The organism is Bosea sp. 29B (assembly GCF_902506165.1).
Lineage (GTDB): Bacteria > Pseudomonadota > Alphaproteobacteria > Rhizobiales > Beijerinckiaceae > Allobosea.
This window is the reverse complement of sequence record NZ_LR733817.1, coordinates 646577-663680: the sequence shown is the minus strand read 5'-3', so window position 1 is coordinate 663680 and position 17104 is coordinate 646577. Positions and strand designations below refer to the sequence as shown.

Sequence of the window (17104 nt, the reverse complement as noted above, 5' to 3'; positions counted from 1 at the left end):
GCCGGATGGCCGCCTGGTCGGTCACGTCGGACGGGCTCGTGCTGTCCGTCCGCCTGACGCCGCGCGGCGGGCGCGATGGCCTTGACGGCGTCGAGACGCTGGCCGATGGGCGCGACGTGCTGAAGGCCAGAGTCCGGGCCGCTCCGAGCGAGGGCGAGGCCAATGCCGCGCTGATCGCGCTGTTGGCCAAAGAGTTTTCGGTCTCCCGCTCCCAGGTTTCGCTGACGGCCGGCGCGAGCGCGCGAGTGAAGCGCATCCTGATTTGCGGCGATGCGCTGGCGCTGGCGGCGCGATTGCAGAAGCAGTTTTGCGAGATTTGATGCTGCGTTGCAGCAGAATCAGCTGGACGGGCTCTTGACGAGGGCCGTCGGCTTCTGGCCCAACTGAGCCATGGACCAGCAAGCCCCCGAGCCGTTCCCGCAGCGCCTGACGGAAGGCTATCGTGCCTTCCTGGACGACCGCTTCGTTCGCGAGCAGAGTCGCTACGAAAAACTCGCCGAAAGCGGCCAGACGCCGAAGATCATGCTGATCGGCTGCTGCGATTCGCGGGTCTCGCCCGAAGTGATCTTCGATGCGAGCCCGGGCGAGATGTTCGTGATCCGCAACATCGCCAACCTGATCCCGCCCTTCTCGCCGGACGACCAGCTGCACGGCACCTCGGCAGCGCTCGAATACGGCGTCCAGGCGCTCAAGGTCGAGCATATCGTCGTGCTCGGCCATGGCCGCTGCGGCGGCATCAAGGCCTTTGCCGACGATACGCAGGGACCGCTCTCGTCCGGCGATTTCATCGGCCGCTGGATCACGCTGGTCGAACCCGCGGCCAGGCGCTCGGGCGGGCGCGGTCGAAACGAGACTCTGGACGATTATGTGGAGCGCCTCGCTTTGCTCTCGGTCCAGCAGTCGCTCGCGAACCTGCGCACTTTCCCCTGCATCAATATCCTCGAGAGCAAGGGCAGGCTGCACCTGCACGGCGCCTATTTCGCGGTCGCCAGCGGCATGCTGATGCTCCTCGATCCGCAGACCGGACAGTTCGTCCCGGCGGTCGGCGAGATGCCCAAGAAAGTGCAGATGATCCGCTGCTCGGAAGCTGCGCCGGGACAGGACGGTTGACGTCTGCTCCGGAACGGGTGAGTTTTAGTCGATCCGCCGCTTGAAACGGCGGTCGCTGGGGAAAAAATTTGCAATCCGGCACGATTTCGCCGGACAAGCATTTTTGCTGCGCCGCACCGATGACGAACCCGGAAGCTTGCGCTAGATTGCGTGCTCCCGGTCACTATCGTTGAAGCTGCATGTTCGATCGTCGTAAGCCCGCCGCCCCGGCGCCCTTCGTCACCCACGAGAATATCGAAGCCAAGGTCAAGTGGTTCGATCCGGAGAAAGGCTTCGGCTTTGCCTCTCCGGCGGACGGCTCCGGCGACGTTTTTCTCCACATCTCGGCCATCGGCCCGCAGGATCCGCAGGACCTGCAGCCCGGTGCGACCATCATCTGTGATCTCGGCGAAGGCCGGCGCGGCCTGCAGGTCGTCTCCGTCCACGAGATCGACGCCTCGACCGCAGCCCCTGCCGCGCCGCGTGGCGCCGGCGGTCCGGGTGGCGGTGGTCGTCCGTTCTCGCCGCGCCCGCCGCGCGACGATTTCGGTGGCGGCTATGGCGGTGGCGGCGGCTATGACCGCGGCGACCGTGGCGGCTTCGACCGCGGCGATCGCGGTGGCTTCGATCGTGGCGCCAGCGCCCCGATGGAAGGCCCGTTCGACGGCGCGGTGAAGTTCTTCAACACCGATCGCGGCTTCGGCTTCATCGCCCCCGACAAGGGCGGGCCGGACGTGTTCCTGCACGTCTCGTCGCTGAGCCGTAGCGGCCTGCAGCCGCCGATGGACGGGCAGCGCGTGCGCTTCTCGATCCGCGCCGGCAAGAAGGGCCCCGAGGCCGCGAACATCAGCTTCCTCTGAGGAGCTGGTCGCGAGCGCATCTCACCGGTCAGGCTGCATCAGCCTGACCGGCCTACGATCTTGACGCTTCGATGAGGCGGCGGGCCGAAAGGCTCTGCCGCCTCAAACGCGTTCTAGGGCCCGGTGCGGCAAAGCGGGCAAGCTGATCCCAATCGAATCGCCGGGACGGACCTCTCCGCCCTCCAGCACGATTGCCATGACGCCGGCTTTGCGGATCAGCTTTCCGTCCGCATCGCGGCCGAGAACGGCCTTGAGCAGGCCGGGCTGGAAGGCCTCGATCTGGACGCAAGGATTGCGCAGGCCGGTGATCTCGACGAGCGCCTCGGCACCGAGCCGCAGGCGGGCGCCGGCGGGCAAAGCGAGCAGGTCGAGCCCGCGCGTGGTGACGTTCTCGCCCATATCGCCGGGCCGGAGCGCAAAACCGCTGGCGGCGAGCTCCTCGAAAAGCTCTGCATGGATCAGATGGACCTGGCGCAGATTCGGCTGCGTCGGATCGACGGCGACACGCGAGCGATGCTTCACCGTCTCGCCGCAATGGGCATCGCCTTCGACGCCGAGGCCCGTGAGCAGGCGAATCGCCGGCAGGAGCGGCTTGCTGAAGCGGTGGCCTTCATCCCGAGCTACCGCGACGATCTCAGCCATTCGTTCGGTCCTCCATCAGGGTAGCCGGTTTCTGACACGCGGTGCGGTGTTTGGGGAGGCGCTTGCGCAACAAAAAACCGGGCCTGTCACCAGGCCCGGTCGATCGCCCCTTTGAAACGGCTGCCGCAGGTCAGTGCTCGTCGCCCACGAGCCCGCCGACATGCTTCTGGGTGTAGAGTTCGAGGCCGATGCGGCCGATCAGGTCGAGCTGCGTCTCGAGGAAGTCGATATGGCCTTCCTCATCCTTCATCAGGGCCTTGAACAGGTCCTCGGACGGGTAGTCGCCGACATCGCGGCAGTACTTCGCCGCTTCCTGATAAAGGGAGCGTGCCTCGACCTCGGCCTTGAGGTCGCATTCGATCACTTCCTTGACGTTCTCGCCGATGCGCAGCGCGTCGAGGGTCTGGAGATTCGGGAAGCCTTCGAGGAAGAGGATGCGGTCGACGAAACGGTCGGCATGGACCATCTCCTCGATCGATTCCTTCTTCCAGGTCTTGGCCATGTCCTTCAGCCCCCAATTATCGAGCATCCGGTAGTGCAGCCAATACTGGTTGATGGCCGTGAGCTCGGAACGCAGGCCCTTGTTGAGGTATTCGATGACCTTCTTGTCGCCCTTCATGCCGCTCTCCTCGCAATCGACTACATTAGAATGATCCTAATGTAGAGCGGCCGGATAGGAAAGGGAAGGGCAGATTTCGCGCCTGGCGCGAGAAAAGCGTCGCGTCGAATCAGGCGGCGACGCGGTCGTCGTTCTCTTCGAGGCCAGCCATCATCAGGCCAACCGAGACATGCACGGCGCAGTCGATATCGTGGCTGGCGCAGCTATGGCACTGGCTGGCGCAGGCGGCGCGCGCCTCGACGAGCAAGGAGCGGACCTCGCGGGCACAACGTCCGCAATCCGGGCTGCAGCCGAGGCAGTCATAGGCCTCGCCCGCGGTGCGCGGACCGCTGCCGTCAGGAGCAATGGTGCCCTTGATCTGCCGGCAGGAAAGAACGTTGCAGGAGCAGACGATCACGCCCGGTGGCCCCCGGCGACCTTCGTCACCGTCTCCTCGCCATCGGCGCGACGCAGGCGCACGATCACCTCGACCGAGGAGATCATCATGCCTTCCGGCGCGACCGGCAGGCCCGAGACATGAATCTCGGAACCGGGGATGTCGACGACGGTCTCGTCGTCCTCGTTGTAGAAGTGGTGATGCTCCGAGACATTGGTGTCGAAGAAGGTCTTCGGCCCGGAGACCGAGACCTGGCGCAGCAGGCCGGCCTCGGAGAACTGGCGCAGCGTGTTGTAGACGGTGGCGAGCGAGAGCGGCTCGCGGGCGCGCAGCGCCTCCTCATAGAGCATCTCGGCGCTGACATGGCGGTCGCCCTTGGCGAAGAGCAGCCAGCCCAGCGCCATGCGCTGGCGGGTCGGACGCAGGCCGACGCTGCGCAGGCGTGCCTTGACCGCGCTGATCGGGCAGGCAGCCGGGGCCTTCTGGGGCCAGGGGATCTGCTCCGCCTGGGTCCGCGCCGGGATGCCATCCTTGAGGGACAGAATGCTCATGAACGCCTTCCAACTCGAAGATCGGTGCCACTGTAGTTTAGAATTTATCTAAACTACTGATATTGTTAGTATTTTTGCCTTCTCCAAAGCCGACTGTCAATCTCTTCGCACCTGCGGCAAGACGCATCAGGGAGTTGTCCATAGTGCAGGGAGCCTCATTCGGCGGACCTCAATGCCCGCCACCGCCTCCGGCTCCGGGCTTGGCCGCCGGCGGCTTGGTCATGAAGAGGGACAGCAACACCAGGGCGCCGAAGATCACGGTGAGGCCGAGAAAGACGTCGCCGAAGGCCATGACCAGCGCCTGCTTGTGGGCCCGCTGCGTCAGCAGCTTCAGCGCCATCGACTGGGCGGCGTCGCCATACTCGATGAAGCGCTGCGTCATCGAGGCGAGGTTCTCTTCGGCGATCTGGCGTCCGGCGGCGACAACCTCGTGCAGACGGGTGATGTGCAGGTCGGTGCGGTTGTTGAGCAGGGTGTTGATGACGGCGAGCCCGACCGCACCGCCGAGATTACGGGTGAGGTTGTAGAGACCGGAGGCATTCTTGAGCTGCTGCGGCGGCAGGGTGCCGAGGGCGAGGTTGTTGATCGGCACCATGCACAGCATCAGCGAGCAGCCGCGCAGGATCTGCGGCACCAGGAGCTCGTAGAAGTCCCAATCGGCAGTGATCCCAGAGGCGATGTAGGTGCCGAGCGCGAAGCCGCCGAAACCGATCATCATCATGATCCGCGGGTCGAGCTTGGCCGAGAGGCGCCCCGCGATCGGCGCCGTCAGGAACATGGCGAGGCCGGTGACGAACATGGTCTCGCCGATCATCAGCGCATCATAGCCGCGGATGCGTCCGAGATAGACCGGGTAGAGATAGGTCAGGCCGTAGAGGCCGATGCCCATGGTGAAGGAGAACAGCGAGCCGAAGGCGAAGTTGCGGTTCCTGAAGGCGTAGAGATCGACCAGCGGATCGTCGCGCGTCAGCGCCCGCCAGAAGAACAGGACGGCACCGATCACCATCACGAAGGAGAACAGGACGATCTCGTGGCTCTCGAACCAGTCGAGCCGCGTACCCTCCTCGAGCACGTATTCCATGCTGCCGAGGAAGGCGGCCATGGCGCCGAGGCCGACCCAGTCGAAGCGGCGCAGCAGCCTGTGGTCGGGCTTGTCGAAGTCGATCAGCGTCCAGGCGGCGATGGTGACGCCGATGCCGGGCACGACATTGACCAGGAAGAGCCAGTGCCAGGAGAAGGCATGGCTCAGATAGCCGCCGACGGTCGGCCCGATCGTCGGGGCGAGCGTGGCGATCAGGCCGATCAGCGGCGAGACGATCGGCCGCTTCGAGGCCGGGAAGATGGTGAAGGCCGCGGCAAAGACGCCGGGAATCATGCCGCCACCGATGAAGCCCTGGATCGCGCGCCAGAGGATCATCTCGTTGATCGAGCTGGAGGTGGCGCAGAGGATGCTCGCGACCGTGAAGCCGGCGGCTGCGATCGAGAAGAAGACGCGGGTCGAGAGCGCCCGGCTGAGATAGCCGGACAAGGGGATCATGATGACTTCGGCGATCAGGTAGGCGGTCTGGACCCAGGCGATCTCGTCGCTGGAGGCGGACAGGCCGGCCTGGATCTCGGCGAGCGAGGCCGAGACGATCTGGATGTCGAGGATCGCCATGAACATGCCGAAGACCATCGCCAGGAAGGCGAAGATCCGGCGCAGTGGAATGGCGTCGGCAGCCGGCGCGGCGGCGGCCGGGATGGCGGTCGTGGCGGTGGCCATGCGGCCTCCTCGACAGGAGATTTCTGTCTGGTTTACGGAGCCGGGCCCCCGGCCCGAGGAGCGCCGTGAGGCGCGGTGCGCTTTGGCCCAGAAGGGGCGATTGAGCCTTGGCGCATCGCCATTTCCCGGTCGGAAATGGCTCCTCGGGTCGAGGGCCCGGTGAGAGCCGGATTCGATCAGGCCGGAACGACCTGATCCGTGAATCCGCCTCTCACTTTGCGTAAGAGACCGTTTTGCCGATCGGCTTGCGTGCAAGCCGATCGGAACGGGCTCTGGTTACTTCGCGACGTTCCCGCGCGGGTCGATCGAGACCACGACCGACATGCCCGGGCGCAGAATGTGCTTGCCGGCCGATTCCGGCGACAGGACGATGCGGACCGGCACGCGCTGGACGATCTTGGTGAAGTTGCCGGTGGCGTTGTCGGGCGGCAGCAAGGTGAAGACCGAGCCGGTGCCGCCGGCAATGCCGCTGACCGTGCCGTCGAAAGCCTGGCCGGGCAGGGCGTCGACGGTGATCTTCGCCTTGTCGCCGATCTTCAGCGGGCCTACCTGCGTCTCCTTGAAGTTGGCGTCGACATAGACCTTGTCGAGCGGGACGATCGACATCAGGCGCTTGCCGGCGCTGACGAGGTCGCCGAGCTGCATGTTGGTGTTGGCGACGAGGCCGTCGATCGGCGCCGAGATCGACATGAAGGAGAGGTCGCGCGCCGCCTTGTCCTCGGCGACCTTGAGCTCGTCGATCTGGCGGGCGGCCTCGACGCGCTGCGCCTTCAGCACCTCAATATTGGCCTGCGCCTGCACGACGCCGGCCTTGGCGCTGGCGAGCGAGGCGACGGCCTGGTCGCGTGCGGCGGTGGCGGCGTCGAGCGTCGCCTGCGAGCCATAGGACTTGGCGGCGAGGTTGTGGGCGCGGTCGAAATCGGCGGTGGTGCGGGTGACGGCGGCCTCGGTCGAAATCTGCTGCGCCTGGGCCTGCTGCAGGCTGGCGCGGGCAGCCTCGATCTGCGCGTCGATGCGCGAGAGCGTGGCCTTGGCGGTGGCGCTCTTGGCCTGGGCGCTCTCCAGCGCGATGCGCTGGTCGCCATCGTCGAGCTTGACCAGCGGCTGGCCGGCCTTGATCTCCTGGTTCTGCGTCACCGCGATCGTGGCGATGTTGGCGGGCAGCTTGGCCGAGATCGTCGCCATTTCGGCGCCGACATAGGCGTCGTCGGTCGAGACGATGAAGCGGCCATTGCGCCACCAGTCGATGCCATACCAGAGGCTGGCGGTAAGCGCCGTGCCGGCGACGAGGATCAGCGCGACGCGCTTGGCGCCGCTGCGCTTGCGCGCCGGTTTCTCGGCGGCCTGGGACGGGGCGGCCATGTCGTCGCTCGCCTTGCGGCCTTCGACGGGCGCGGGAGTCTGTTCCAGCGCCGGGTCGACCAGCTTCAAACGGTCGCGGCGTGGCTCAAGGCGCTTTTCAAGGGTGGTTTCGGCAGTCATGGTGACAATGCCCTGACAATCTGGTTTCGAACCGCTCGGTTCGATTGCGCTTGAAATAGCGCCGTACGGGGTGCATATCAAGAGGAAATCGAACCGATCGGTTCGATTATTTTTGCAAGCGCGAATATGCGCGAGACGGATGGAACAGGATGAGCGCGACGCTCGAGCCGCGACATGTCAAGGCGATCTCCCGTAACCGGCGGGTCGCCGGTGCTGATCCCGAGAAGCGCCACCAGATCCTCGAAGGGGCGCATGCCGTGTTCACGGCACGCGGTTTCGACGCGGCCAGCATGAACGACATCGCTTCGGCTGCGAATGTCTCCAAGGGCACGCTCTATGTCTATTTCGAGGACAAGGAGCATCTCTTCGTCGCGCTGATCGAGCGCGAGCGTGAGAAGCAGAAGCAGGGCATGTATGCCGCCCTGGCTGAAGAGCCTGACCTCAATCTGGCGCTGATGAATTTCGGCAGTGGACTGGTGCGCCTGCTGACCGGTCCCTTTGCGATGAGCGCCCACCGCATCGTGCTCGGGGTCGCCGAGCGCATGCCCGATCTCGGCCGTGAGTTCTACGAGCGCGGCCCGATGCAGGGCGCGCAGCAGCTCGCCGCCTTCCTCGCCCGCCGCGTCGAGCAGGGCGAGTTGGCGATCGAGAACACGGCCCTGGCGGCGGCGCAGTTCGTCGACCTCTCGCAGTCGACCCTGATGCGGCCACGCCTGTTCAATGCCGAGCGCATGCCGCCGAGCGAAGACGAGATCGCTTACGTCGTCGGCGAGGCGGTGGCGACCTTCATGGCGCGCTATGGCGTCGTGGCCAAGGGCGCCTGAGCGCGGGCGAAGCGCACCATATCGGCAAGGACCGGGGCGCGGTCGCGGAACCCGGCGTTGAGCGCGAGCAGAATGCCGGCATGGCCGAGGCCGGGATAGGTCCTGAGTTCGACTGTTGCCCCCGCCGTGCGGAGCTTCTGTGCGAGTGAGACGCTGTTGCGCGGCCGGACCGTTTCGTCCTCATCACCGGTGGCAAGGAAGACGCGTGGCGCAAGGGCGCTGGCAAAGGCGACCGGTTGTGTCTCGGTGAGACGCGGGAACTCGCCGAAGGCGGCGATGCTGCGGGGGTCGTCGAGCGGCAGGAAATCGTACGGGCCGGCGAGTCCGGCGACGCCGCGAATGAAGCCCGGGCGTAACCCGACGCGGGCAAGGAAGCGGCGGTCGAGCACCAGCATCATCGCGTTGTAGGCGCCGGCGGAATGACCGCTCAGCGCGATGCCGCTGGCATTTCCGCCATAGGATGCGATCTGGTCGCGGACCCAGCGCAGGGCCAGCGCACCGTCCTCGACGAAGGCGGGGAAGCGCACCTGCGGCACGAGGCGATAATCGGGAATGACGGTGACGAAACCCAACGCCGCGAAGGCGCGGCCGACAAAGCCATAATCGGCGCGCTCGCCGCTGTTCCAGCCGCCGCCATAGAGGAAGACCATGACCGGCGCTTGGCCCGCGCCTCGCTCCGGCACGTAGATATCGAGCCTGTGGCGCTCGTCCGGGCCGTAGGCGATGCCGCTCGCAGCCAGGCGGCCGCCGGCGTCGGCCGGGGTCAGCGCATCGATCAATCCGAGCGGCGAGCAGGCCGACAGGAATGCCGAGCCGGTGGCGAGGAAGGCTCGGCGGCCGAGCCGGATGAAAGAGGTCATTGCACTGCGAGGCTAGGATGAGGGCGACGCTCTGGATAGAGCGCTGCCCGCCGGCTGGATGCAGGCCGCGCCTATCGCCCGGTGACTTTGCGGGCCCTGATGCGTTCGCGATGGGCGGTGTAGAGGCCTGACGCGATGATGATCGCCGAGCCGAACCAGGTGACGGCGTCGGGCAGCACCGAGAACAGAATGAAGCCGAAGGCGGAAGCCCAGAGCAGCTGGACATAGGAGAATGGCGCCAGCAGCGAAGCGTCGGCATGCCGGAAGGCCTGGATCACGAACCAGTGGCCGACGGTCGAGGAGACACCGATGAACAGGCCGACCAGCAGCGCCTGTGCCGACAGGGGCTGCCAGGTCAGGGGCTGGAGCGCCGAGAGCACGATGCAGCCGACGACAGCCGACCAGGCGAGCGTCGTCACCGGGTTCTCGGTCGCGCTCATCATCCGGGTGACGATCAGCGCGAAGGCCCAGGTCACGGCCGAGAGCACCGGCAATATCGAGGCTGCCTGGAAATCGCTGCCGCCGGGACGGACGACGATCAGCACGCCGATCAGGCCGACGGCGGTCGCGGTCCAGCGCCGCCAGCCGATCTTTTCGCCGAGGATCGGGATCGACAAGGCGGTGACGAAGAGCGGCGAGACGAAGCTCGTCGCGGTCGCGTCGGCGATCGGCAGGTATCTCAGCGACGAGACGAAGAGGATCGAGGAGACGGTGACGGCGACGCCACGCAGGATCTGCATGCTCGCGCGCCGCGGCTTCAGCTGCTTGAAGCCGCCAGGAGCGGCGACGGCCAGCATGATCAGGGCGAAGGCGGCATAGCGCAGCCAGACGACCTGGATGGCCGGCGTCGTGGCTGTCAGGTATTTCGAGGCGACGTCGGCGGCCGAGAGGAAGACGCTGCCGAGCAGCATCAGGCCGATGCCGCGCAGGCTGTTGTCACGTCGCGGCGCGGGACGTTGCGGCGGCTCGGCCGGGGCTGGTTCGACCGGCAGAGGCACTCTGGTCAAGGTGTCGGGCAAGGTCTTCGGCGAATCTCGATGAGAAGCCGACCGTAGCCGATGATCGGGGCGATCCCTCGCGCAAATCCGGCACGGCCGCCATGCGTGCACGCAAGAAAAAGGCGGGCACGAGGCCCGCCTTGAAATTTTCTTTAAATCGGCAGGCCTGAACTCAGGCCGCCTGCTTGCGCGGCTGGATCAGCTTGCGGTTGACCAGCACCTCGGCGATCTGGACCGCATTGAGCGCGGCGCCCTTGCGCAGATTGTCCGAGACGCACCAGAAGGCGAGGCCGTTCTCGACCGTGGCGTCCTCGCGGATGCGCGAAATATAGGTCGCGTCCTCGCCGGCCGCTTCATGCGGGGTGATGTAGCCACCGGGCTCGTGCTTGTCGATGACGAGGATGCCGGGAGCGGTGCGCAGCACCTCGCGCGCCTCGTCGGCGGTGATCGGCTTCTCGCATTCGATGTTGACGCTCTCGGAATGGCCGATGAAGACCGGCACGCGCACGCAGGTGGCGGTCAGCTTGATCTTCGGATCGAGGATCTTCTTGGTCTCCGCCATCATCTTCCACTCTTCCTTGGTGAAGCCGTCTTCCATGAAGACGTCGATGTGCGGGATGACGTTGAAGGCGATGCGCTTGGAGAACTTCTTCGCCTCGACCTCGCCGGCGGCGAAGACGGAGCGGGTCTGGTTGAAGAGCTCGTCCATCGCCTCCTTGCCGGCGCCGGAGACCGACTGATAGGTCGAGACGACGACGCGCTTGACGCCGAAGCGCTCATGCAGCGGCTTCAGCGCCACGACGAGCTGCGCCGTCGAGCAGTTCGGGTTGGCGATGATGTTCATCTTGCTGAAGCCGGCGGTCGCGGCGGCGTTCACTTCCGGCACAACCAGCGGCACGTCGGGATGCATGCGCCAGGTCGAGGAGTTGTCGATCACGACGGCGCCCTGCGCGCCGATCTTCGGCGACCATTCCTTCGAGACCGCGCCGCCCGCCGACATCAGGCAGATGTCGGTGTCGGAGAAGTCGTAGTGCTCGAGCGCCTTCACCTTCAGCGTCTTGTCGCCGAAGGAGACCTCGGTGCCGATCGAACGGGAGGAGGCGAGGGCGACGACCTCGCTGACTGGGAAAGCACGCTCGGCGAGGATGTCGAGCATTTCATGGCCCACATTGCCCGTGGCGCCGACGACCGCGACCTTGAAGCTCATCTCTATGAATTCCTTCTGGCGAAACCGGTTGTGCCTCCCCGGGGAGGCCGTCGCCGCTCATCTCGATCGCGGGTTCGGCCGGTTGACCCCGGCCGGGGGGGAGATCCCGGAATCGAGGCGACGTGTCAGTGCGACGTCCGGGTTTTCCCGGCCGTCGTTTTGGTCGTGGTTTTCGTCGTCAGACGGAACGTCACAGAGCCAACCTGAACATCATCGCGAAGCCGGGAGATAAGTGCCCGGCGCGCAATCCCAAACACAAGCTGCCGTAAAAAGTCAATCGTCCTGCTGCCGCACCAGCATTAACCCTGCCTCCTTACCGGCCATTGACCCTGTTTCGCGATGGAACGCGCCCGGTAACCACCTGCTCATCGCGCCCGGCGAAAGCTCGCCTGCGAGTGGGACGAAGCGGCTTGCAGGGGTGTGGGCCGTCCAACGGGTTGGGTATTGTCGTGTCCGGGGACGAGATCAGCGCCATCTGGCAGCGCTTCAAGCTGCGCCTGCAGGAAAGCGGGCAACGCCTTCAGCCGCGCCTGCAGGGCCTGGCGAACGCGACGCCGAGCCGCTTCGATCTTGCAGCACGGTTGGTGGATCTCGCCGATGCAGCCGAGACCGGCTTCGCACGGATCATGCGGCCGGTGCGGCGCGCGCTGCGTTCGGGCGCTATCGGCTTGACCGGGGGCCTTGTCTGGCGCGGCCTGGCTGCGCTGACCGGGGTCAGCCTGACCGCGGTGCTCGTCGCCGGTCTCTCCTCGGGCTCCTCGGATCCGGCGCTGGCGAGCCTCGCCTCACCGGCCGAAGCTTCGACCGCACCGCTCGTCCGTGACGTTCGCCTGCAAGCGCTGCCGATCGCCGCCGGGCAGGACGGCTGGGTGATGATCGGTCGTCCGATCGCGCTGTTCGGCCTGGAGTCGCCCGAACTCGACAAGCGCAGCGCCTACGAGGCGCGGCGCAGCCAGGACGGCCAGCGCCGCGAGGACATGTTGAGCTTCGGTGAATTCGGCGACAGCAAATCCTTCCTGGCGCTCAAGTTCCAGGTCAATCGCGATGCACAGGTGCGGAAGGCGCTTGCCGGGCTGGCGCAACCCTTCGTGATCACGCTGGTGCGCGAGAGCGCGGCGCGCGGCCTCTCGATCGGGCGCAGCGGCGCGGCGACCACAATCGAGACCAAGTTCGGCACCGTCGAGACCGCCGATATCGGCCTGAGCGACGGCAAAGCCGGGCGAGCCTGCATCGCCTTCCGCCATCTCGACGGGGCAGCGCATCTGTCCTTCTCCGGCTGGTGGTGCGGCAGCGAGGTGCGGCCGGCTGACAGGGCGCAACTGATCTGCCTGATCGACCGGATCGATCTCCTGAGTGCCGGCGACGATCCCGAGCTGCGCGCCAATTTCGCCCGCACCGAGCTCAACCGTCGGCAAGGCTGCTCGGTGCCGCGGCTGGCGGCGACCGGGCGCAAGGGGTCCTGGCTCGATGCCGACGGCAAGGCCCCGGCACTGCGGCCGACCAGCAGCAAGCAGGCGCAGGCGCGGTAACGGCCTCGTGTGGCCGCCCTGCACTGGCGGGGCGCAACAAAAGCATTAACTCTGGAATTGTATCGTCAGCGACAGCCGATCCGCCGCAGCCTCGGCGGGGGCAACCGCCTCAGGAGATCGTCATGCGTTCGCTTTCCCGTCTCGCCGCCGGCCTGGCCCTGTCCGTTGCAGCGGTCACCTTCGCCGCCTCGGTGGCCGAGGCGCAGCAGCAGCGCCGCCCGCTGCGTGTCACCGTCCAGAAGCGCAGCTATTTCGACGCCGGCAATGTCGTTCCTGTCGGCAGCATGAACCGCTATGCGACCCAGAACATCGTGGCGAGCCCGGTCTATTCGGCTTCGGGCGAGCTTTATGGCGAGGGCACGTTGCCCTCGCGCATCGGCTCGGGCGCCAACCCGTTCGCCAACAGCTTCTCGACGCTGCGCTACTGAGCGGTTGCGAGCTTGAATCGAAAAGGCCCGCCGTGAGGCGGGCCTTTTGCTTTTGGCGTCAGCGCACCAGGATATTCTTGAACTGCCAGGGATCGCTGGTGTCGATGTCTTCCGGAAACAGTCCCGGGCGGCCATCGAGGGGCGTCCAGTCGGTGTAGTAGCCCTGCACCAGTCCGAGATAGGGCATCTGGATCGAAAGGCAGCGGTCTAGATCCATCTCCTCGACCTCGACGATGCCGGCCTTGGGGTTCTCCAGCGCCCAGACCATGCCGGCGAGTACGGCCGAGGTGACCTGCAGGCCGGTCGCGGTCTGGTAGGGAGCGAGTTTGCGCGCCTCGTCCGTCGAGAGCTGAGAGCCGAACCAGTAGGCGCCCTTGTCGTGGCCGTAGAGCAGCACGCCGAGCTCGTCGATGCCGTCGATGACCTCGTTCTCCTCGAGGATGTGGTGCTCCTCCTGCGGGCGGCCGGCATTGCCGAACATCTCGTGCAGCGAGAGCACGGCATCGTTGGCCGGATGATAGGCGTAGTGGCAGGTCGGCCGGTAGATCGCCTTGCCGGCCTCGTCGCGCACGGTGAAGTAGTCGGCGATCGAGATCGACTCGTTATGCGTCACCAGGAAGCCGTATTGCGGGCCCGGGGTCGGGCACCAGCTGCGCACCTTGGTCTCGGCGCCGGCCTGCATCAGGTAGATCGCCGCTTGCGAGCCGGCCTCATGGGTGCGGGCGTTGTCCGGCATCCATTTCTCATGGGTGCCCCAACCCAGTTCGGCCGGCTGCACGCCCTCGGAGATGAAGCCCTCGACCGACCAGGTGTTGACGAAGACGCCCGGCGGCTTGGGATTCTTCGAGCGCTGCGTGTCGCGCTCGGCGATGTGGATGCCCTTGACGCCGACCTGCTTCATCAGCCCGGCCCATTCCTCGCGGGTGGTCGGCTGCGGCACGTTGAGGCGCATGTCGGCGGCGAGGTTCAGCAGCGCCTTCTTGGCGAGCCATGAGGCCATGCCGGGATTGGCGCCGCAGCAGGAGACGGCCGTGGTCGAGCCGGGCGCACGGGCGCGCTTGGCGGCGAGGGTCATCTCGCGCAGCGCATAGTTCGAGCGCTCGCCCGGACCCTTCGTCTCGTCGAAATAGAAGCCGAGCCAGGGCTCGTTGACCGTGTCGATATAGAGGGCTCCGAGGCTGGAGCAGAATTCCATCAGGTCGCGCGAACCGGTGTCGCAGGACAGGTTGACGCAAAAGCCCTGGCCACCGCCCGCGGTCAGCAGCGGCTCCAGCATGGTCTTGTAGTTCTCGAGCGTCACGGCTTCCTGGATGAAGCGGATGCCGCGCTCGTCCAGAAGGGCGCGGTTGTCGTCGTCGGGTGCGATCACCACGAACCGGCTCTTGTCGAATTTGAGATGCCGCTCGATCAGCGGCAGCGTCCCGCGGCCGATCGAACCGAAGCCGATCATCACGATCGGGCCGCTGATCTCGCCGTATACGGGCCAATCCGTCATTCTTTTCAACTCCTGGGTTGTGCGTTTGTGGACAAGCGGACGCTGGTATGGCCTGGCGTCCCCAGGGTCAACCGGAACGGGCGCCAGGCCAGCGGTATCAGGCATGCGCGCCGGGATAGTCGGCGTCGAGCACGAAGGGGTAGGGGCCCGGATAGCGCTCGACATAAGCCATGTGGCTGACGAGGCCGGTGCCGGCGCGATAGCTGTGCAGGTAATAGGCCGGCGGCTCCATATGGAAGGTCGCCGGCCCTTCGGGAGCGAGATCGAGCGTGACCTGGTGCGTCACGCTCGGCGCGATCTGCGCGATCGTGCCGGCGAAGCGCGTCGTGATCGGCCGGTGATGGTGGCCGCAGAGAATGCGCTCGACGTTCGGGTAGCGGGCGACGATCTCGCGGAAGCCGTCGGCGCCTTCGAGCAGGCGAATGCGGTCCATGTGGATGATGCCGCAGTCGAAGGGCGGGTGGTGCATGAAGATGACGACCGGCTTGCCGTTGGCGCCGGCGAGCGCCTTCTCCAGAAAGGCGAGGCGCTTGTCGCAGAGCGCTCCGGCGCTCTGGCCGGGCAGCAAGGTGTCGAGGCCGATCAGCCTGACATCGCCGAGATCGGCGCAAAACTGGATGAAGCCGTCGTCGAGCACGGCGTGCGGTCCGAGCTTCAGGCCGGCCGTCAGAGTCTCGCGGCGATCGTGATTGCCCGGCAGCAGCAGAACCGGCACCTCGACACGCTCCAGCAGGTTCGCCAGCAGTCCGTATTCCTCGGCGAGGCCGCAATCGGTGAGGTCGCCGGTGATAACCAGCGCATCCGGCTGCGGGCGCAGGGCTGCGACGACGTCGAGCGCGCGTTCGGTCAGGGCGTTGGTCTCGGAGACACGATAGGCCGGCTTGCCGAGCGGGCGGATGTGCAGGTCGGTGATGTGGGCGATCAGCATGGTCGTCTTGTCCGATGAGGAGGCGTCACGGCCGGGCTCTGATCGGCCATTTCGGGAGAGGAGCGAGCCGCATCCGGGCCTGGGTCCGGATGCGGCTCTGTTGTCGGTTCACTGCGTCGGCAGCTTCAGCGCGGTCTGCTCGACATAGGGCTTCATGATCTCGTCCGCGGTCTTCTGGGCCGAGACGAGCGCCTCCTTGGGCTGCTTCTTGCCGGAGAGCACGGCCTGGAGCTCGTCCTCGATCGCCTTGCGGACCGGAACCGTCTTGTAGGTCGCGAACCAGGGCTTGGCGTAGGCGAGCTGGCTGACGGCGATGCCGGCGTCAGGATTCTTGGCGATGAACTCCTTCATCTCCGGCAGCTCGTAGGCCGCCATGTTCGGGGCGAAGTAGCCGGTGGCGCGGCTCCACCAGCCGGACTTCTCCGGCGAGGTCATCCAGTTGATCAGGGTCCAGGCGGCCTTGCGGCGCTCGCCTTCGACGCCGGTCGGGATGACGAGCGAGGCGCCGCCGATCGGCACCTCGTTCTTCACGTTCTTCGGCACGAAGGCGACCTTGTAGGGGAACTTCGCGTTGGTGCGGATATGAGTCAGCGAGCCGGTCGAGAGCAGCATCATCGAGGCCTGGCCGGAGAGGAAGGCGGTCGAGACCGCGCCGCCCGCCTGGACGCCGGCCGGGTGGACCTTGTGCTTGGCGACGAGGTCCGACCAGAAGGTCAGGGCGCCGAGCATCGACGGGCTGTCATAGTAGACCTCGCCGCCGTAATCGACATTGAACCACTGGCCGCCATTCGACTGGGTCAGGGCCTGCAGGATCCAGCCGCCGTAATCGTAGTTCGAGGGCACCATGATGCCCCAGCGGGTGACGCGGTCGCCCTCGCGCTTGGTCAGCTTTTTGGCGGCGGCGGCGAGCTCCTCCCAATTCGTCGGCAGCTTCTCCGGATCGAGGCCGGCTTCCCTGAAGTGGTCGGCGTTGACATAGAGCAGCGGCGTCGAATTGTGGAAGGGCACGCCATAGACCGAGCGGTCAAGCACCGCGTTGCCGTGCAGGGCGCGGAAGAACTGGCCCATATAGGCGTCGTTGCTCTTGCCGTCGGCCTTGATCAGGTCGTCGAGCTTCTGGATCTCGCCCTCGATCTTGAGGTCGAGCAGGAAGTTGGCCGACATGATCACGGCCGCCGGCGGCTTGCCGGCCTTCATCGCGGCGCGGGTCTTGATCAGCGTCTCGTCATAGGAACCGGTGTAGACCGGCGTCGCCTTGATCGCAGGGTTCTTCTCGTTGAACTCCTTGATCAGCGCGGTCATGTCGCGGGCGAGCTGTCCGTCGACCGGGACGGGGAAAAACAGCTCGATCTCGGTCGGCGCCTGCGCGAAGGCGGGTGCGACCGCGAACGAAGCGGCAAGCGCCGCGCCGGCGAGGACCGATCTGCGGGTGGTGATGGTCATTGTCTGGACCC

General features: G+C 66.2%; 18 protein-coding genes. 6 read left to right on the top strand and 12 right to left on the bottom strand.

The features are described 5' to 3' along the window. Nucleotides 1-5 precede the first annotated feature (5 nt). The 3 genes from GV161_RS30880 to GV161_RS31300 all read left to right on the top strand — a co-directional run bounded on the left by GV161_RS30880 (nucleotide 6) and on the right by GV161_RS31300 (nucleotide 1949). Nucleotides 6-320: a DUF167 family protein gene (locus GV161_RS30880; RefSeq protein WP_193219468.1), complete on the top strand. Its 315-nt coding sequence runs from the start codon at nucleotides 6-8 to the stop codon at nucleotides 318-320. A 70-nt stretch (nucleotides 321-390) separates the two neighbouring features. Next, nucleotides 391-1110: a carbonic anhydrase gene (locus tag GV161_RS03345; protein WP_152011863.1), complete on the top strand. Its 720-nt coding sequence runs from the start codon at nucleotides 391-393 to the stop codon at nucleotides 1108-1110. 179 nt (nucleotides 1111-1289) lie between these two features. Continuing rightward, complete coding sequence (locus tag GV161_RS31300) at nucleotides 1290-1949, top strand: cold shock domain-containing protein (RefSeq protein ID WP_091836574.1); 660 nt, start codon at nucleotides 1290-1292, stop codon at nucleotides 1947-1949. A gap of 102 nt (nucleotides 1950-2051) precedes the next feature. On the opposite strand, the gene GV161_RS03335 is transcribed toward GV161_RS31300, so the two are convergent. The 6 genes from GV161_RS03335 to GV161_RS03310 all read right to left on the bottom strand — a co-directional run bounded on the left by GV161_RS03335 (nucleotide 2052) and on the right by GV161_RS03310 (nucleotide 7381). Further along, on the bottom strand, nucleotides 2052-2591 hold the full coding sequence (locus GV161_RS03335; protein WP_152011864.1) for an MOSC domain-containing protein: 540 nt from the start codon (nucleotides 2589-2591) through the stop codon (nucleotides 2052-2054). Nucleotides 2592-2721: 130 nt separating this feature from the next. Further along, entirely contained in the window at nucleotides 2722-3210 is a 489-nt protein-coding gene (gene bfr / locus GV161_RS03330; protein WP_152011865.1) for a bacterioferritin, read from the bottom strand. Between the two features lie 109 nt (nucleotides 3211-3319). Beyond that, entirely contained in the window at nucleotides 3320-3607 is a 288-nt protein-coding gene (locus GV161_RS03325; protein WP_152011866.1) for a hypothetical protein, read from the bottom strand. Continuing rightward, nucleotides 3604-4137: an iron response transcriptional regulator IrrA gene (gene irrA / locus GV161_RS03320; protein WP_091836566.1), complete on the bottom strand. Its 534-nt coding sequence runs from the start codon at nucleotides 4135-4137 to the stop codon at nucleotides 3604-3606. The genes GV161_RS03325 and irrA overlap by 4 nt, the downstream gene beginning before the upstream one ends. Nucleotides 4138-4306: 169 nt before the next feature. After that, nucleotides 4307-5899, bottom strand: coding sequence for a DHA2 family efflux MFS transporter permease subunit (locus tag GV161_RS03315; RefSeq protein WP_152011867.1), 1593 nt, complete (start codon nucleotides 5897-5899; stop codon nucleotides 4307-4309). 276 nt (nucleotides 5900-6175) lie between these two features. Then, a complete protein-coding gene (locus GV161_RS03310; protein WP_152011868.1) occupies nucleotides 6176-7381 on the bottom strand; it encodes an HlyD family secretion protein in 1206 nt (401 codons plus the stop codon). Between the two features lie 149 nt (nucleotides 7382-7530). Between GV161_RS03310 and GV161_RS03305 the strand changes: the two genes are divergently transcribed. Then, entirely contained in the window at nucleotides 7531-8205 is a 675-nt protein-coding gene (locus GV161_RS03305) for a TetR/AcrR family transcriptional regulator (RefSeq protein ID WP_152011869.1), read from the top strand. Here GV161_RS03305 and GV161_RS03300 read toward each other — a convergent pair. The 3 genes from GV161_RS03300 to GV161_RS03290 form a co-directional block, all read right to left on the bottom strand. Then, nucleotides 8178-9065 (bottom strand): alpha/beta hydrolase, encoded by an 888-nt coding sequence (locus tag GV161_RS03300; protein ID WP_152011870.1) that lies wholly within the window; start codon nucleotides 9063-9065, stop codon nucleotides 8178-8180. The genes GV161_RS03305 and GV161_RS03300 overlap by 28 nt on opposite strands. 71 nt (nucleotides 9066-9136) lie before the next feature. After that, nucleotides 9137-10063 carry a DMT family transporter gene (locus GV161_RS03295; RefSeq protein ID WP_348521259.1) on the bottom strand — a complete coding sequence of 309 codons (927 nt, stop codon included), beginning with the start codon at nucleotides 10061-10063 and terminating at the stop codon, nucleotides 9137-9139. A 172-nt stretch (nucleotides 10064-10235) separates the two neighbouring features. Continuing rightward, on the bottom strand, nucleotides 10236-11270 hold the full coding sequence (locus tag GV161_RS03290) for an aspartate-semialdehyde dehydrogenase (protein ID WP_152011871.1): 1035 nt from the start codon (nucleotides 11268-11270) through the stop codon (nucleotides 10236-10238). 449 nt (nucleotides 11271-11719) lie between these two features. Here GV161_RS03290 and GV161_RS03285 point away from each other — a divergent pair, with 449 nt between their 5' ends. Further along, complete coding sequence (locus GV161_RS03285) at nucleotides 11720-12799, top strand: hypothetical protein (RefSeq protein ID WP_152011872.1); 1080 nt, start codon at nucleotides 11720-11722, stop codon at nucleotides 12797-12799. A gap of 122 nt (nucleotides 12800-12921) precedes the next feature. Next, a complete protein-coding gene (locus tag GV161_RS03280; RefSeq protein WP_152011873.1) occupies nucleotides 12922-13227 on the top strand; it encodes a hypothetical protein in 306 nt (101 codons plus the stop codon). A gap of 58 nt (nucleotides 13228-13285) precedes the next feature. Here the strand turns inward: GV161_RS03280 and GV161_RS03275 are convergent, their stop codons facing one another. The 3 genes from GV161_RS03275 to GV161_RS03265 all read right to left on the bottom strand — a co-directional run bounded on the left by GV161_RS03275 (nucleotide 13286) and on the right by GV161_RS03265 (nucleotide 17093). Next, nucleotides 13286-14722, bottom strand: a complete 1437-nt coding sequence (locus GV161_RS03275; protein WP_152011874.1) for a homospermidine synthase — start codon at nucleotides 14720-14722, stop codon at nucleotides 13286-13288. Between the two features lie 97 nt (nucleotides 14723-14819). Beyond that, nucleotides 14820-15650, bottom strand: a complete 831-nt coding sequence (locus GV161_RS03270) for a phosphodiesterase (RefSeq protein ID WP_152011875.1) — start codon at nucleotides 15648-15650, stop codon at nucleotides 14820-14822. 108 nt (nucleotides 15651-15758) lie between these two features. Continuing rightward, nucleotides 15759-17093: an ABC transporter substrate-binding protein gene (locus GV161_RS03265; RefSeq protein ID WP_152011876.1), complete on the bottom strand. Its 1335-nt coding sequence runs from the start codon at nucleotides 17091-17093 to the stop codon at nucleotides 15759-15761. Nucleotides 17094-17104: the final 11 nt, after the last annotated feature.

Bases quoted from the DNA above. Each gene is read 5' to 3' on its own strand.
- GV161_RS30880 (WP_193219468.1), top strand. From the start codon at position 6: ATGGCCGCCTGGTCGGTCACGTCGGACGGGCTCGTGCTGTCCGTCCGC.
- GV161_RS03345 (WP_152011863.1), top strand. From the start codon at position 391: ATGGACCAGCAAGCCCCCGAGCCGTTCCCGCAGCGCCTGACGGAAGGC.
- GV161_RS31300 (WP_091836574.1), top strand. From the start codon at position 1,290: ATGTTCGATCGTCGTAAGCCCGCCGCCCCGGCGCCCTTCGTCACCCAC.
- GV161_RS03335 (WP_152011864.1), bottom strand. From the start codon at position 2,591: ATGGCTGAGATCGTCGCGGTAGCTCGGGATGAAGGCCACCGCTTCAGC.
- bfr (WP_152011865.1), bottom strand. From the start codon at position 3,210: ATGAAGGGCGACAAGAAGGTCATCGAATACCTCAACAAGGGCCTGCGT.
- irrA (WP_091836566.1), bottom strand. From the start codon at position 4,137: ATGAGCATTCTGTCCCTCAAGGATGGCATCCCGGCGCGGACCCAGGCG.
- GV161_RS03315 (WP_152011867.1), bottom strand. From the start codon at position 5,899: ATGGCCACCGCCACGACCGCCATCCCGGCCGCCGCCGCGCCGGCTGCC.
- GV161_RS03310 (WP_152011868.1), bottom strand. From the start codon at position 7,381: ATGACTGCCGAAACCACCCTTGAAAAGCGCCTTGAGCCACGCCGCGAC.
- GV161_RS03305 (WP_152011869.1), top strand. From the start codon at position 7,531: ATGAGCGCGACGCTCGAGCCGCGACATGTCAAGGCGATCTCCCGTAAC.
- GV161_RS03300 (WP_152011870.1), bottom strand. From the start codon at position 9,065: ATGACCTCTTTCATCCGGCTCGGCCGCCGAGCCTTCCTCGCCACCGGC.
- GV161_RS03290 (WP_152011871.1), bottom strand. From the start codon at position 11,270: ATGAGCTTCAAGGTCGCGGTCGTCGGCGCCACGGGCAATGTGGGCCAT.
- GV161_RS03280 (WP_152011873.1), top strand. From the start codon at position 12,922: ATGCGTTCGCTTTCCCGTCTCGCCGCCGGCCTGGCCCTGTCCGTTGCA.
- GV161_RS03275 (WP_152011874.1), bottom strand. From the start codon at position 14,722: ATGACGGATTGGCCCGTATACGGCGAGATCAGCGGCCCGATCGTGATG.
- GV161_RS03270 (WP_152011875.1), bottom strand. From the start codon at position 15,650: ATGCTGATCGCCCACATCACCGACCTGCACATCCGCCCGCTCGGCAAG.
- GV161_RS03265 (WP_152011876.1), bottom strand. From the start codon at position 17,093: ATGACCATCACCACCCGCAGATCGGTCCTCGCCGGCGCGGCGCTTGCC.